Origin of the sequence: Schaalia sp. JY-X159 (assembly GCF_014525425.1) — a bacterium.
In the GTDB taxonomy this organism is placed as follows: Bacteria; Actinomycetota; Actinomycetes; order Actinomycetales; family Actinomycetaceae; genus Scrofimicrobium.
The window spans coordinates 375,662-389,847 of the sequence record NZ_JACEXI010000001.1 but is presented as its reverse complement, the minus strand read 5'-3'; the positions used below and the strand labels follow the sequence as shown (position 1 = coordinate 389,847).

Sequence of the window (14,186 nt, the reverse complement as noted above, 5' to 3'; positions counted from 1 at the left end):
GCTTGGATCGACACCTAGTGAAACGCTCTGCAGAGGCTGTGAGGCTTGCCGATTCGGGAGCACTCACAAAGGAAGATTCGAACGCTCTTCGGGAAGTGGCTACCGCGGCCCTGAGCGCCGCTGAGTTTCCATTGGCTGAAGATTCTCTGGGAGGGTTTGCACGACAGGGTCGAGGCAGCGCAGAGGATTCGGCACTGCGACGCCACGCTGAATCTTCTTTATCGCAAGTACTTCGCTCGACGTTGACTCCCGAGCTGCGCGGGGAGCTGGAACAGTCCGTCCTGACTCACACACAGTTGGACGTGCTCGCTTCTGCGACCTACAGGGCGCGAGTGGCTCGCAACTTGCACAACCAGGATGTCTCCAATGTACGCAGGCTCCGTGCCAAGCCGATTGCACGCGTGTTTCACCTCAGTGGTAGAGCACCGTTGCCACAGTATGTGGATATAGATGACCAGTAGCGAGCCTAATCCCTGGGAGCGGTACCGGCTCTCAGCCCAGAGATCTGAGCGGCAAGACGAGGGGCATCACCTCGATTCACCCTCGCCATACTCCCAAGCCCAGCCCTCTTCAGATGCAAAAGTTGGGCGGTTCCGGACGTGGTGGGTTGCAAGAGGGCTGTCGACCTCGGACACGGTAATCGTCATTGCCGCAGTAGTGGGTTTGATCGCGACCAGTCTTGTCTTGTTTCAAAGTACCGGGTTCGTCTCTACCGGTGCGTTCGGCCTAATTGCGTTACTCCCATTGGGGATCGTGGCATGGGTTCTCTCCCGCTCGGACGCATTGGCACCAATGCCGCTCAGATACCTTCTCTTCTCAGCTGCATGGGGCGCCGGTGTCGCAACCGCAATTGCGGCGGCTATCAACACAGCCCTTTTTGAAGATCTCATCCACTATTTAGGCGACGTAGCATCTGCGGAAGTCCGCGCTGCGGTCCTGGTGGCGCCGTTCTCAGAAGAAGTCCTCAAGGGTCTTGGGGTTGTGGTCATTCTTGTCGTGGGTCGCCCGTACGTGGTCTCACTCAGCAATGGTGTGGCAGTCGGGGGTTTGGCTGGTGCGGGATTCGCATTCACTGAGAACATCCTCTACTTTGCTCAGGCCCACGCTGAAGGTACTTCATCCTTGGGCGTGACCATCTTTGCCCGCGCAGTTATGAGTCCATTCGTCCATCCCCTCGCAACATCCCTAATCGGGATCGGCGTTGCCGCGGCTCTTCTAGGTCCCAAGGGGATCTGGAGTCGTTGCTGGCGAGGTGGCGTGGGGTGGATTGCAGCCATTTTCGTTCATGCTGCTTGGAATGGCTTAGCCAGCAGGGGGATCGAGTGGCTTGTCTGGTACATCCTGCTTGAGGTTCCACTCTTTATTGTCTGGCTGATCTGGATACTGCGGCGGCCGAAAAAAGAACTTCCGCGTATTGGACAAGGCTTGGACCCCTATGTGGCAACAGGTTGGTTGTCCACCCAAGAGCTCCATATGGTTTGCGATGCCGGGGGGAGGAAGTATGCGAGGCAGTGGGCCCGGAAAGTCGGCAAGCCAGCCCCGAAAGCGCTGCGGGGTTACATGAAGAACGCGGGACGGCTGGGACTAGAGCAACGCCAGATTGAGAACAGCGGACCGTCACGCCCTCGTACCCTGGTTGCACAGAAGGCACTAGCTGAGATGATCATTCATCGGGAAGCGTACTTGGAAGCCGGTCAGTTGGCCGTTGAAGAGGGAAGAATCGCCGGAGATGACTGATCTGGGTCCCGACTGGGTTCCCGACGACGAGGGCGTACCCAGCCGAAAGGGCGCGAGGCTACTCATTTTTGATCGTGAAGGAAACATTCTCCTGATCAGGGGCCACGATACGCACGACCTCAAACACCGCTGGTGGTTTACGGTCGGCGGAGGGTTGGAGCAGGACGAGGATCCGCGTGCGGGGGCACTTCGTGAGGCGATTGAGGAGACCGGATTCTGTTTCGATGCACGTTTCGTGGAAGGTCCGGTCATGCATCGAAAGGCGGAGTTTCGTTTCCGTAATGTCATGGCACGTCAAGAGGAGCTTTTCTTCATCGCGCGTGTTGACGGAGTGAGACCACAGGTCGAGTCTCAGAACCTAACTGCGCTGGAGAACGAGACGCTCGACGAGTTTGCCTGGTTTTCTCCGGAGGAACTAGTAGCTCTTGCAGGGCGTGAGACGGTGTATCCGCTGTCACTACCGGAACATGTGCTTGCGTGGCACAAAGAATGGGATGGCGTTTACGTAGAGTTGGCGGCCGAGGGCGGCGCCACGCAAGGGTGGGTAAGGGACCCCGATCCGCGTTGATGTGAATGCAAGGCCGTTTGCCGGTACTGGAAGCCGGTCTACACAAGGTAGAATCACCAGCGAATCTGCAACAGGGAGGCATCATGTCCGGTCACTCTAAGTGGGCGACAACAAAGCACAAGAAAGCCGCCATCGACGCGAAGCGTGGAAAGCTCTTCGCACGACTGGTGAAGAACATTGAAGTGTCCGCACGTAACGGTGGGGGTGACCCCGCTGCGAACCCGACGCTCTATGACGCCATCCAGAAAGCCAAGAAGAATTCGGTTCCGGCAGACAACATTGACCGTGCTCTCAAGCGTGGGTCCGGCGCTGAATCCGGAGGCGCTGACTGGCAGAGCATCATGTACGAAGGCTACGGACCCGGTGGTGTCGCGCTGCTGATCGAGTGCCTGACGGATAACCGCAACCGTGCAGCGTCTGAAGTTCGAGTCGCGCTGAGCAGGAACGGTGGCTCGCTTGCCGAGCCTGGCTCCGTGTCATATCTCTTCAGCAGGAGGGGCATGATCGAGGTACCCACTGAAGGCGTCGACGAAGACAATCTGTTTGAGGTGGCGGTGGAGTCGGGTGCTGACGACGTCGTTCGCTATGGCGATGTATTCAGAATCACCTCGGATCCATCGGACATGGTCGCCGTCCGCACCGCACTGCAAAGCGCGGGCATTGACTACAACTCAGCTGAAGCAGAATTTGAAGCGTCAGTTGAAGTTCCAGTGGATCTCGAGGGCGCAAAGAAGGTGATGCGTCTGATCGATGCGCTGGATGACTCCGACGACGTACAGAACGTATTCTCAAATGTCGATATCTCAGAAGAGGTAGCAGCGGCCCTTGAGGAAGAAGACTAGACCGGGCAGTGAGAGTACTGGGAATCGATCCCGGCCTCACGCGCTGTGGTTTGGGAGCCGTTGAAGTCGATGATTCACGGAGGGCCACGCTGGTTGGAGTCGAAGTTGCTCGAACCAGCCCTTCCCTGGCCACCCACTTCCGCCTCAGGGATATCGCAGATGCAATCGCAGCGGCAATTGGCAGGTACCAACCTGAGGTAGTTGCAATCGAACGTGTATTTACCCAGGACAATCTTCAGTCAGTGACGCCAACTACCCAGGTCATGGGTGCAGCAATGGTGGAAGTGGGACGCGCGGGACTTGCCATGGCTGTGTATACGCCCTCTGAGGTGAAAGCGGCAGTCACAGGGTCGGGCCGAGCGGGGAAGGCTCAGGTCCAACACATGGTTGCACGCATTCTGTCTCTGTCCGCGCCCCCACAGCCCGCCGATGCAGCGGATGCTCTCGCTATTGCCATCTGTCACGCATGGCGGGGGACAGGCCTCTTGGGTAGCGGATCTGATAGCGCGGTAGAGGTGTCACTGTCTGGGAAAGTTTCTTCCAAGGCTCCACTTACTCCAGCCCAGCAGGCTTGGGCGCAAGCCCAAGCCATGCAAAAACGGCGAGGTGCGGTTGATCCAAGGCGCAACACGCAGAGGAAGAACACCCCGTAGCGGGAGGCATTTCCCATTTTGTCGGTGCGCACTGGTATCGTACAACTGTTCGAAGGGAGAGCTGTGATCTCATCACTTACAGGCACTGTCGGTATCCGCAGTGCCGACTGGGTGCAGATTGTCGTGTCAGGAGTCGGTTTTCGGGTAGAGATCCCAAAGTCTTTGCAGATTGCCTCTGAGGAAGTCACGCTGCAGACAAGCCTCATCGTCCGGGAAGACTCTCTGACCCTCTTTGGGTTCAACACCACGGAAGAACGTGATGGCTTTGAAGTCCTCATGTCTGTTTCGGGGATTGGACCAAGACTCGCCCTCGCAGCTATTGACACCGTTGGGCTGGATGATTTGCGCAGAGGCGTAGCATCAGGCGACTTGACCCTGCTTGCACGGATACCGGGCGTGGGAAAAAAGACAGCGCAGCGTATGGTTCTGGAGATTGGCGACAAGTTGGGGTTGCCAGCAGATAGTGCGTTAGGGAATTCTTGTGCTTCAACGACGACTACCGCATTGCGGGAACCTGTCGCAGCGGCCCTTGAGCAGTTGGGGTGGCCGCGTGCCGTCGCAGAACGCACGCTGAATGAACTCTCCGGTGAGTTCACGAGTGTTGAAGAGATGCTGCGTGGTGCTCTAGGTGTCTTGGGGGCCCAGCGTGGCTTCTAATATCGATGACTTCGACTACTTGAACACCCCGGCTGAGGAACCTGAAGTAAGCCGGATCATCGCTCCAGACAGTGATGAGATAGAAAGGGCAGCAGAAGCCGCGCTACGCCCTCGTTCCCTGAATGAGTTCATTGGTCAACCGGCTGTTCGCCGCCAATTGAGTGTTGTGCTCGATGCGGCGCGCGGGCGTGGAGAGCCAGCGGATCACGTTCTACTGGTGGGTCCACCTGGACTGGGAAAGACCACACTCGCGATGATCATTGCCTCCGAAATGGGGGCGTCACTGCGTCTCACTTCAGGTCCCGCTATTCAGCACGCCGGCGACCTCGCGTCGATTCTGTCGGCGCTTCAGCCCGGGGACCTGCTCTTTATTGATGAGATCCACCGTTTGGCGCGGACTGCCCAGGAAATGCTCTACATGGCGATGGAAGATTTCAGGGTTGACATCATTGTTGGCAAGGGGCCCGGTGCCACTTCCATTCCGCTCACCCTGCCGAGGTTTACGGTCGTTGGTGCGACAACAAGATCCGGCATGCTCCCGGCACCACTTCGCGATCGATTTGGGTACACCGCCCACCTTGAGTTCTACTCGGTAGCCGATCTGCAGGCGGTAGTTGGCCGCAGTGCTTCCCTTTTGGGTGCAAAGCTGGAGTCGGGGGCAGGAAATGAGATTGCTCGTCGTTCGCGGGGGACACCACGTATTGCGAACCGCTTGCTACGCCGCGTTACAGACTATGCACAGGTAGCAGGCGAGCTGACCGTCTCTCAAAAGAGTGCGTCCAATGCGCTTGAACTCTTCGAAGTGGATGCGCTTGGCCTTGACCGTTTGGATCGTGCGGTACTAGAAGCCATGTGCCGCTTGTATGGCGGCGGACCTGTGGGCCTGTCAACGTTGGCGCACACTGTCGGGGAAGAGGCTGAGACGCTTGAGACAGTGGCAGAGCCCTATCTGGTGCGGCACGGCTTTATCGTTCGCACTTCACGGGGCAGGGTTGCGACCCAGAAGACTTGGGCTCACCTCAGCCTAGTCCCACCCGAACCAGACGCCCTTTTCGGCGCATAGCTGATTTTTGTGAGGTTTACGAGTTAGTTGCGGCATAGCGGGGGCGCCCAGGTTACTTAAACCACAATCTGTCCCCTAGACTTTGTGAGCATTGCAATCGATTGAAAGAAGGTCCCCCGTGGAGATCCTGTTGTTCATGGCAGTACTTGTTGGCGGCATGTTCGTAATGAACTCCTTTGCCAAGAAGTCGCAGAAGAAGCGCCAGGATGAAGCAGCGAAGACCATGGCCGAACTGATGGTCCCGGGGGCCTGGGTACAGACGTACTCCGGCTTTTTTGGACGTTTTGTCGATACTGATGGCGACGTCATCATCCTCGAGACTCCCAGTGGGGAAGAAACCTACTGGTTGCGTGCTGCTATCCGTGCAGTAACCGACCCCCCTTTCGAGACCTTGGGTGAGTCAGAAGACGATATTGAGGTAGATGTACTGCAGATCGAGTCCGACGTTGATGGCACGGACGAATCAGAGCAGCTTGACGGTGTCGTCGATTTGGATGGTGAGGTCGCAACCGAGCCAACTGAAGAGTCAAACAAGTAAGAATTTAGTTAAACCGCGCAGATAAAGGTTCCACTACCTTGGCAACAAAAAAGAATCGGCCGGGCAGAACCCTGCTCTCCATGCTTATCGTTACAGCGATCGCAGTGGGAGCACTGGTTATTGGCCATTTCACGCAGGGGGCCGGCTTTACCCCGAAACTCGCCCTCGACCTTGAGGGCGGGACGCAGATCATTCTGACTCCCAAGCTTGAAGAAGGCGCCGATGCACGTTCTGTGACAGCAGATGACATGAATGAAGCAATCGCAATCATTCGTCAACGAGTCGATGCGTCTGGAGTAGCAGAAGCGGAAATCTCGACACTGGGCTCGAACAACATCGTTGTTGCGATTCCCGGGGACACTGACGAGTCGATTCTGAATCTAGTTCGCACCTCAGCAACCATGCGTTTCCGTCCGGTTCTGACCACAGGTAGCCCCCTTCCCCTCGATTTGTCGCAAGTTCCCCAGAGTGAAACGGAACTGGCCGCGATGTCTTTGGAGGAGCTCGCGAACAGCCTGGCCGACACCAACGGTGATGGCGTTATCTCGGAAGAACCCGTTGCGACACCAGAGAACAACTCGGACACGGCATGGATCACAGAGGCGAACTACCGTGACTTCCTGTTGCTTGACTGTACGGATGCCGCGAACCGCACAGGTGGTATCGCGGATGATCCAGCCGCGTCCATGGTTACGTGTGGCGTTGACGGAGATGCCAAGTACATTTTGGGGCCAGTTGATATCGAAGGTACCCACCTGAAGAATGCTTCAGCCGGAATGGACACTACTGCCACTGGCCAGCCCACCGGACAGTATGCCGTGTCCCTTGAGCTCGATTCGGCGGGGACTAAGCAGTTCGCGGAGGCGTCGCAGCGTCTGTATGAGTTTGCTGACACCGACGCAACGCGCAACCGGTTCGCGGTCGTCCTCGACGGTACCGTTATCGTCGCACCTTCAATGAATGTGCCCATCAGCGACGGTCGCGCAAGCATTACAGGCAACTTCACAGCCTCGGAGGCTCAAGAGCTGGCGAACCAACTCCAGTTCGGTTCACTTCCGCTCAACTTCGAAGTCCAATCTGAACAGCAGATTTCAGCAACCCTTGGTGTTGATCACCTTCAGAAGGGTATCTGGGCAGGTCTGGTCGGACTTCTCCTGGTTGTGGGCTACATGGCATGGCAGTACCGTGGTCTGGCGCTGCTTTCTGCTGGGTCACTCGTCGTTGCAGGCGGCCTCACTTATCTAATCATCACGATATTGTCGTGGACCATGGGCTATCGCCTCTCACTTCCCGGTGTTGCGGGCTTGATTATTGCAGTCGGCATCACTGCTGACTCCTTCATTGTCTACTTCGAACGCATTAGAGATGAAGTTCGAGATGGAAGACCGCTCTCAGTTGCCGTTGAAGAAGGTTGGCAGCGCGCCAAGCGAACGCTAGTTATTTCTGACGCTGTCAACCTAGTCGCCGCTGTTGTGCTCTACGTGCTCGCTGTGGGCGGTGTGCAAGGCTTCGCCTTCACACTGGGCGTCACGACGGTCGTCGACCTAATAGTCGTCTTCTTCTTCACGCACCCGATGATGTCGCTGATGGTGCGAACCAAGTTCTGGGGCCAGGGACACAAGCTCTCGGGGCTTGATCCCGCCCACCTTGGTGCTTCAAACAGCTCGATCTACAGGGGCCGCTTGAACGCGGAACCCATTCGCAAATCCAAGGTACAGGTACCAGTTCCTGTGGGTGCGGGTGCGGCCTCGGCAGTTGAACCCACAGTGATCACGGATACTACCCTTGAGTCCAGTGCTGACGAAGTGGATGCGTCTGTAGACGTACCACCAGTCGTCCGGCAAGCACCAGGTGAGCCGCGACTATCGCTGGCAGAACGACGGCGCCTCTCTCCGAGCACCGGGGACTCTAGCGGGGAAGAATCAGATGTTAAGGAGGAAAGCCGTGGTTAGTTTTTCCCAGTGGGGTAATGAGCTTTACTCTGGCAAGAGGTCCTACAACATTGTCGGTCGAGCCAAGACATTCCTGACCGTCGGTATTACGTTGATGATCGTATCGCTTCTCCTTGTTGGCTTCAGGGGTCTCAACCCTTCGATTGAGTTCTCCGGAGGAACACAGTTCATCATCTCGGGTGCGCCAGGTGCTAGCCAACAGGTTGCCTATGACACCCTTGCTGCTGATGGGATTACCGAGAACGTTCGCGTCTCAGCATTGGGGACGGACTCCATCCGTATCCAAGCCCAAAGTCTCGATACTGCGCAGACAACGGAACTTCGCAACGACTTGGCTGCGGCTTACGACGTGCCACCGGAGGATGTACAGACAAACTCGGTGGGTGCAACGTGGTCCCAAGACGTCACCCAAAAGGCCCTTCAGTCAATCTTGATCTTCGTTCTGATCGTGGCAGTGGTGATGACGGTGTACTTCCGTTCTTGGACGATGTCACTGGCCGCAATGGTGGCGCTCGCACACGACCTCGTCATCACGGTTGGCTTCTTCGCCCTCACCCAAGTCGAAGTGTCGCCCGCAACTGTCATCGGATTCCTCACGATCCTCGGTTACTCCCTATACGACACCGTGGTTGTTTTTGATAAAATCCGTGAACTGACTGCGAATCACATTGACCAGAGGAAATACACCTACGGTCAACTCGTTAACCTCGGTGTGAATCAAACTCTCGTGCGCTCCATCAACACGTCTGTGGTCGCACTACTACCTGTCGGTTCAATCCTCTTCATTGGATCTCTACTTCTCGGTGCAGGCACACTCACAGACATTTCTCTTGCACTATTCGTCGGAATCATTGTTGGGACGTTCTCATCCATCTTCATCGCCGCTCCCACTTTGGCTCTCATGCAGAGCCGCCGAGTGAAGACAAAGAAGGTGGATGACACAATCCTCGAAGTTCGAGAGAAGACACATGTCGAGGGTGAAAAGCACCAAGATGAGGTGCTCGTTGCCCGATCCAACACCAAACCGGGTCACCACCTCGGTCAGAGTGCGCAACCGAAGCGCAAGCGCAGGGGGAAGAAGTGAGTTCCAAGAGTGAAGTAGCAAAGACGGTTGAATCAGCGATTGGTCTGATCCCCGACTTCCCCGAAGAGGGCGTCCTCTTCCGAGATATCACCCCTCTGATTGCCAATGGGCCTATTTTTGCAGAGCTCACTGAGTACCTCGCGCAGAAGTACGCAGGGCACATTGACTATGTGGCCGGCCTGGAGTCACGGGGCTTTATTTTGGCCGCCCCACTGGCCGCAGAGCTTGGAATCGGGATGCTCACTTTGCGCAAGGCAGGCAAGCTTCCGCCCCCTGTGGTTGGGGTTGACTATGCACTAGAGTACGGCACAGCACGTTTGGAGGTACGGCCTGATACTGTTCCTCAAGGTGCACGTGTCCTCATCGTCGACGATGTGCTCGCAACCGGCGGCACCGCGGCGGCTGCAGTATCACTCCTAGAGCACTCGGGCGCACACGTCGTTGGCATGTTCTTCTTGCTCGAACTTGTTGACCTAGGTGGACTTGCGAAGATCGAACGGGAAAACGTTGAAGTCTTGATAAAGGTTCATGAAGACGGCGAGGTAGATCCTCAAGAGTAGGACTATCATTGCCGAATGGAGGAGATCGAGGTAGTCGAGGGGCCTAAGACGCCCCCATCGGGCTCGCTAGTCCGCTCGGGACTAGCGTGGTTCTCCTCGCGCGGTCGATCCAGTATTCCTGAGATCGAACCATTGATTCGGGCCGTGAAGGCGCACCACCCTCGTGCTAATACGGCAGAGATCGAGCGCGCTTACCGCACTGCTGCAAAGTGGCATGAAGGGCAAAAGCGTAAGTCGGGTGAGTCGTATGTGACACACCCGGTGGCTGTAGCGACAATTCTTGCTGAGATCGGTATGACCCCTCCAACACTGGTGGCTGCGCTGCTGCACGATACCGTTGAGGATACCGGCTATACATTAGAGGCACTCTCGGAGGAGTTTGGGCCTGAGATTGCAGCGATGGTGGACGGCGTGACCAAACTCGATCGCATTCGCTACGGTGCGTCTGCGCAATCGGAGACACTTCGGAAGATGATTGTCGCGATGAGTCGCGACATTCGAGTCCTTCTGATCAAACTTGGCGACAGGTTGCACAACGCGCGCACCTGGAAGTATGTTGCGTCTGAGTCAGCAAAGGGTAAAGCACGCGAAACACTAGAGATCTATGCGCCACTTGCGCACCGACTCGGTATGAACACCATCAAGTGGGAACTTGAGGAGCTTTCTTTCCAGACGCTCTACCCGGACATCTACGAAGAGATCGATCGCTTGGTGGGGGAGAGAGCACCTGAGAGAGAGGTATACCTCAGTGATGTTATCGGCCAGCTCGAGGAAGATTTGCGCCACGCTCGGATCAAGGGGACGGTGAGCGGTCGGCCTAAACATCACTACTCGATCTATCAAAAGATGATTGTCCGCGGCAAACAGTTTGACGAGATCTATGACCTGGTTGCCGTTCGTGTCCTTGTCGACTCGGTAAAGGACTGCTACGCAGTCCTTGGTGCTGCCCATGCACGCTGGAACCCCATTCCGGGCCGCTTCAAGGACTACATTGCGATGCCGAAGTTCAACTTGTACCAGTCGCTGCACACGACTGTCGTTGGGCCCGGGGGCCGACCCGTCGAGCTGCAGATCCGCACTCGTGAAATGCATGAGCGAGCCGAGTTTGGGGTTGCAGCTCACTGGCGTTACAAGCAGTCTGCCGCGACCTCGCAGGCTGAACCTGACCGGATGTCGCCCAAAGAGCAGATGGATTGGGTTCGCCTCCTTGTGGAAATGGAGAAGGAGACAGGCGATCCCGAGGAGTTCCTGGACTCTCTAAGGTATGAGATCGCCGGCGACGAAGTCTATGTGTTTACGCCCAGGGGCCAGGTGATTGTGCTCCCCCCTGGTTCAACACCTGTGGATTTTGCGTACGCTGTCCACACGGAGGTAGGGCACGGCACAGTGGGTGCAAGAGTTAACGGACGTCTTGTCGCCCTTGATACCAAACTAGAGTCCGGAGACTCGGTAGAGGTGATAACTGCTCAACAGGGCAAGGGTGCGCCGTCTCAAGACTGGCTGAAGTTCGTGGCTTCATCCAGAGCAAAGTCGAAAATCAAGTCATGGTTCCAGCGTGAGCGCCGCGAAGAAATGATCGACTTGGGCAGGGACCACATTGCTAAGGCAATGAAGAAGCAGAATCTGCCTCTCCAGCGCCTGATGACTCACAGTGCGGTTCTGTCAATTGCGACCAACATGGGTTTGAAGGATATTTCTGCCCTCTATGCGGCAGTTGGGGAGAACCATGTCTCGGCCCAGCATGTCGTGAATCAGTTGGTGGAGGTCCTGGGGGGCGATGCAGGAACTGAGGAGACGCTTTCCGAAGCGGTTACCCCTGGCCTAACACCTGCTTCTTCGCACGCCTCCTCGCAAGATGCTGCTGTGATCGTCTCGGGTCTTAGCTCCAATGAGGTTTGGGTTAAGCTGGCGCGTTGCTGCAAACCCGTGCCTGGCGACTCTATTGTTGGCTTCGTGACGCGGGGGGAGGGTGTGTCGATCCACCAGGAGAGCTGCGTCAATGCGCAGCATCTCATTGAAACGAGCCCCGAGCGGATGATCGAGGTTCAGTGGGATGCGAACCAAACAGGCAGCCAATATCTGGTTGAGGTTGAGACTAAAGCACTCAACAGGCCTGGCCTTCTGAACGAGTTGTCCAGAGTATTCTCTGACCACCGCGTGGATATTGTTTCAGGTTCAATGGCCTCATCAAGTGATCAGATTGCCACCGCTCGGTTCACCTTTGGACTTCCCGGGGTGGGCTATCTGGACCAGGTGCTCTCAGCCTTGCGCAGGGTTGACGGCGTCTTCGAGGCATCAAGGGTCTTAGGGACAGCACAAAGGAAGAAAGAAAAGTAGGGGTTAGAGACTTGCCCGGTGGCAGGTGTAAGCCGCGCCCCCAAAAAAATGGAGGTTGCCACCCACTTGCTCCCCCTGCTTTCCGCGTTTGTGCGTTGGCGGGTAGTATGTTTGCTGTGTGCATATCAGTGGTGCACACGACGCGCAATCGTACGCCAATAGCATTGGCCTAACTCTTGAGGATTACTTTGACTGAGCAAGCAAAGCCCCAGGTTCCCGCAGAAGACCAATCTCCGGTCTCTGAGAAGAAGCCCCAGGAAGTGAAAACCCTTGAGTTCGGCTATACGGATGCCGATGGGAACATCTGGGCTAAGGATGGAGATGATGCGCGAATCGTGGGGGCATATCCCGATGGCCTGCCTGAGGAGCCATTCGCGCTCTACACCCGGCGCTATGAGGACCTCGTTGCCACGGTGAACCTTTTTGAGGCAAGGATGCCGCAGCTTTCCGCACGGGACCTTGACTCCACTCTGAAGTCTCTTGAGGACCAGGTGAAAGAGCCAGCCGCAATTGGTGACCTCCCCGGGCTCCGTAAGCGAGTAGCGGGCCTGGCCAGCGAGGTCACTGCTAGGAAGGAAGCTCTGCGAGTTGAACGTGCAGCAGCCAAGGTCGCCGCATTGGAACAGCGAACTGCCATCGTCGTGGAGGCCGAAGAGATTGCAGCTCAGCCATCGGAGAGAACTCAGTGGAAGAACTCCGGAGCCCGCCTGCGCGAACTCCTGGACCAGTGGAAGCTCTACCAGCAGCAAGGACCCCGTCTTGATAAGGGGGACGAGGACGCCCTCTGGAAGCGCTTCTCGCTGGCGCGCACAACATTCGACCGCGGCCGCAGGCAGTATTTCTCAGCCTTGGATGCTCGACAGGCAACCACAAAGACAACCAAAGAACGCCTTATCAAGGAGGCCGAAGAGCTGCAGGACTCCACCGACTGGCGTGACACCGCCTTCAAGTACCGTGGCCTTATGGATCAGTGGAAGCAGGCTGGTCGCGCCTCTCGCAAGGAAGACGATGCCCTATGGGCTCGCTTCCGTGCTGCTCAGCAGGTGTTCTTCGACAAGAGGCGCAACCACGAAGCAGCGGTTGACGTTGAGTTCGGAGCAAACCTCGCCCTCAAGGAAGCACTCGCATCCGAGGCCGAGGCCCTGCTGCCCATAACCGACATTGAGGCAACCAAGAAGGCACTACGTGACATCCAAGACAAGTGGGAAGACGTGGGCCAGGTCCCGTCTCGGGATGTCTCCCGTATCGAGGGTCGGCTCCGTGCTGTAGAGCGCGAGCTCCGCGAGGCAGAGAACAAGGAGTGGCAGCGGTCCGATCCTGAGACACGAGCCCGAGCACAGGGAATGCTGGCCCAGCTTCAAGACTCAATCGCAGACCTAACAGCAGCTAAGGAAGCCGCTGAGAAGGCGGGGAACGAGAAGCTGGCTGAAGAAACTGATGCTGCCCTCAAAGTGAAGGTTCTTTGGTTGGAACAGATTCAGTCATCGATTGACTAGAATCCCGGGGTTACTGGTGAAAATCGAAGTCGTAGGTGCTTCACTCTTTGATGCAAACTGTTATGTGATGTGGCTTGAGGGCTCCAAGGAAGCACTGGTCGTCGATCCGGGCCCAGGCACAGCAGAAGGTGTCAGCGAGGTACTGGAAAGCCATGATCTTGCTGTGGGCGCTGTGCTATTGACCCATGGGCATATTGATCATGTCTGGCAGTGCGCTACGGTCTCCGCTGGCAGGCCCGTCTATATTCCTGAGCCTGACTTAGCACTGATAGAAAACCCCATGGGAGCCCTTGGCATGCGCGCATCTGCGCTAGGGATAGGGGAGTGGCAGTATCCGGAGGTGGTTGTTCCGCTAGGGAGCGAGCAGTTTAATCCGGTAGAGGGCATCACAGTTCGTGTCATTCCTGCCCCGGGACACTCACCGGGCTCATCGGTATTTCTCTTCGCCCCAACCCCGACAGACGCTCCAATGGCACTGTCCGGTGACGTTATTTTCGCGGGCTCAGTCGGCCGCACTGATCTTCCCGGAGGGGACGAGTACGTGATGCGTGAGAGCCTCCGTACACTTGCAGACGTCCTCGATCCGGCGACGGTGCTTCTGCCGGGACACGGTCCCCAGACACGCTGGGGCACTGAGCTGCAAACCAATCCATTTGTTCTACGTGCCCAGCGACGTAGATAGCCGACCCCGTAAAGAGG

The 14,186-nt window shown here is 56.8% G+C and carries 14 protein-coding genes; all 14 read left to right on the top strand.

The features are described from left to right. The first annotated feature begins 17 nt into the window (after positions 1-17). The 14 genes from IDL90_RS01725 to IDL90_RS01660 all read left to right on the top strand — a co-directional run bounded on the left by IDL90_RS01725 (position 18) and on the right by IDL90_RS01660 (position 14,169). A complete protein-coding gene (locus tag IDL90_RS01725; RefSeq protein ID WP_187994112.1) occupies positions 18-461 on the top strand; it encodes a hypothetical protein in 444 nt (147 codons plus the stop codon). Beyond that, on the top strand, positions 451-1,737 hold the full coding sequence (locus tag IDL90_RS01720; protein WP_182140772.1) for a PrsW family intramembrane metalloprotease: 1,287 nt from the start codon (positions 451-453) through the stop codon (positions 1,735-1,737). Before IDL90_RS01725 ends, IDL90_RS01720 begins: the two co-directional genes overlap by 11 nt. After that, a complete protein-coding gene (locus IDL90_RS01715) occupies positions 1,730-2,305 on the top strand; it encodes an NUDIX hydrolase (RefSeq protein WP_182140773.1) in 576 nt (191 codons plus the stop codon). Before IDL90_RS01720 ends, IDL90_RS01715 begins: the two co-directional genes overlap by 8 nt. A gap of 83 nt (positions 2,306-2,388) precedes the next feature. After that, positions 2,389-3,147 (top strand): YebC/PmpR family DNA-binding transcriptional regulator, encoded by a 759-nt coding sequence (locus IDL90_RS01710; protein WP_187994111.1) that lies wholly within the window; start codon positions 2,389-2,391, stop codon positions 3,145-3,147. Between the two features lie 8 nt (positions 3,148-3,155). Next, positions 3,156-3,800 carry a crossover junction endodeoxyribonuclease RuvC gene (gene ruvC, locus IDL90_RS01705; protein WP_187994110.1) on the top strand — a complete coding sequence of 215 codons (645 nt, stop codon included), beginning with the start codon at positions 3,156-3,158 and terminating at the stop codon, positions 3,798-3,800. A gap of 63 nt (positions 3,801-3,863) precedes the next feature. Then, on the top strand, positions 3,864-4,457 hold the full coding sequence (ruvA, locus tag IDL90_RS01700) for a Holliday junction branch migration protein RuvA (RefSeq protein WP_187994109.1): 594 nt from the start codon (positions 3,864-3,866) through the stop codon (positions 4,455-4,457). Positions 4,458-4,476: 19 nt separating this feature from the next. Next, entirely contained in the window at positions 4,477-5,520 is a 1,044-nt protein-coding gene (gene ruvB, locus IDL90_RS01695; protein ID WP_187994297.1) for a Holliday junction branch migration DNA helicase RuvB, read from the top strand. A gap of 118 nt (positions 5,521-5,638) precedes the next feature. Then, positions 5,639-6,058, top strand: coding sequence for a preprotein translocase subunit YajC (yajC, locus tag IDL90_RS01690; protein WP_187994108.1), 420 nt, complete (start codon positions 5,639-5,641; stop codon positions 6,056-6,058). Between the two features lie 38 nt (positions 6,059-6,096). Next, entirely contained in the window at positions 6,097-8,010 is a 1,914-nt protein-coding gene (gene secD / locus IDL90_RS01685; RefSeq protein WP_182140778.1) for a protein translocase subunit SecD, read from the top strand. Further along, the gene (secF, locus tag IDL90_RS01680; protein ID WP_182140779.1) at positions 8,003-9,094 is read left to right on the top strand and encodes a protein translocase subunit SecF; all 1,092 of its coding nucleotides are present in this window, start codon (positions 8,003-8,005) and stop codon (positions 9,092-9,094) included. Before secD ends, secF begins: the two co-directional genes overlap by 8 nt. Continuing rightward, positions 9,091-9,654, top strand: coding sequence for an adenine phosphoribosyltransferase (locus IDL90_RS01675; RefSeq protein WP_182140780.1), 564 nt, complete (start codon positions 9,091-9,093; stop codon positions 9,652-9,654). Before secF ends, IDL90_RS01675 begins: the two co-directional genes overlap by 4 nt. Before the next feature lie 15 nt (positions 9,655-9,669). Beyond that, positions 9,670-11,991: a bifunctional (p)ppGpp synthetase/guanosine-3',5'-bis(diphosphate) 3'-pyrophosphohydrolase gene (locus tag IDL90_RS01670; RefSeq protein ID WP_182140781.1), complete on the top strand. Its 2,322-nt coding sequence runs from the start codon at positions 9,670-9,672 to the stop codon at positions 11,989-11,991. Positions 11,992-12,179: 188 nt separating this feature from the next. Next, positions 12,180-13,487 (top strand): DUF349 domain-containing protein, encoded by a 1,308-nt coding sequence (locus tag IDL90_RS01665; protein ID WP_259349462.1) that lies wholly within the window; start codon positions 12,180-12,182, stop codon positions 13,485-13,487. 16 nt (positions 13,488-13,503) lie between these two features. Next, entirely contained in the window at positions 13,504-14,169 is a 666-nt protein-coding gene (locus IDL90_RS01660; RefSeq protein WP_182140783.1) for an MBL fold metallo-hydrolase, read from the top strand. Positions 14,170-14,186: the final 17 nt, after the last annotated feature.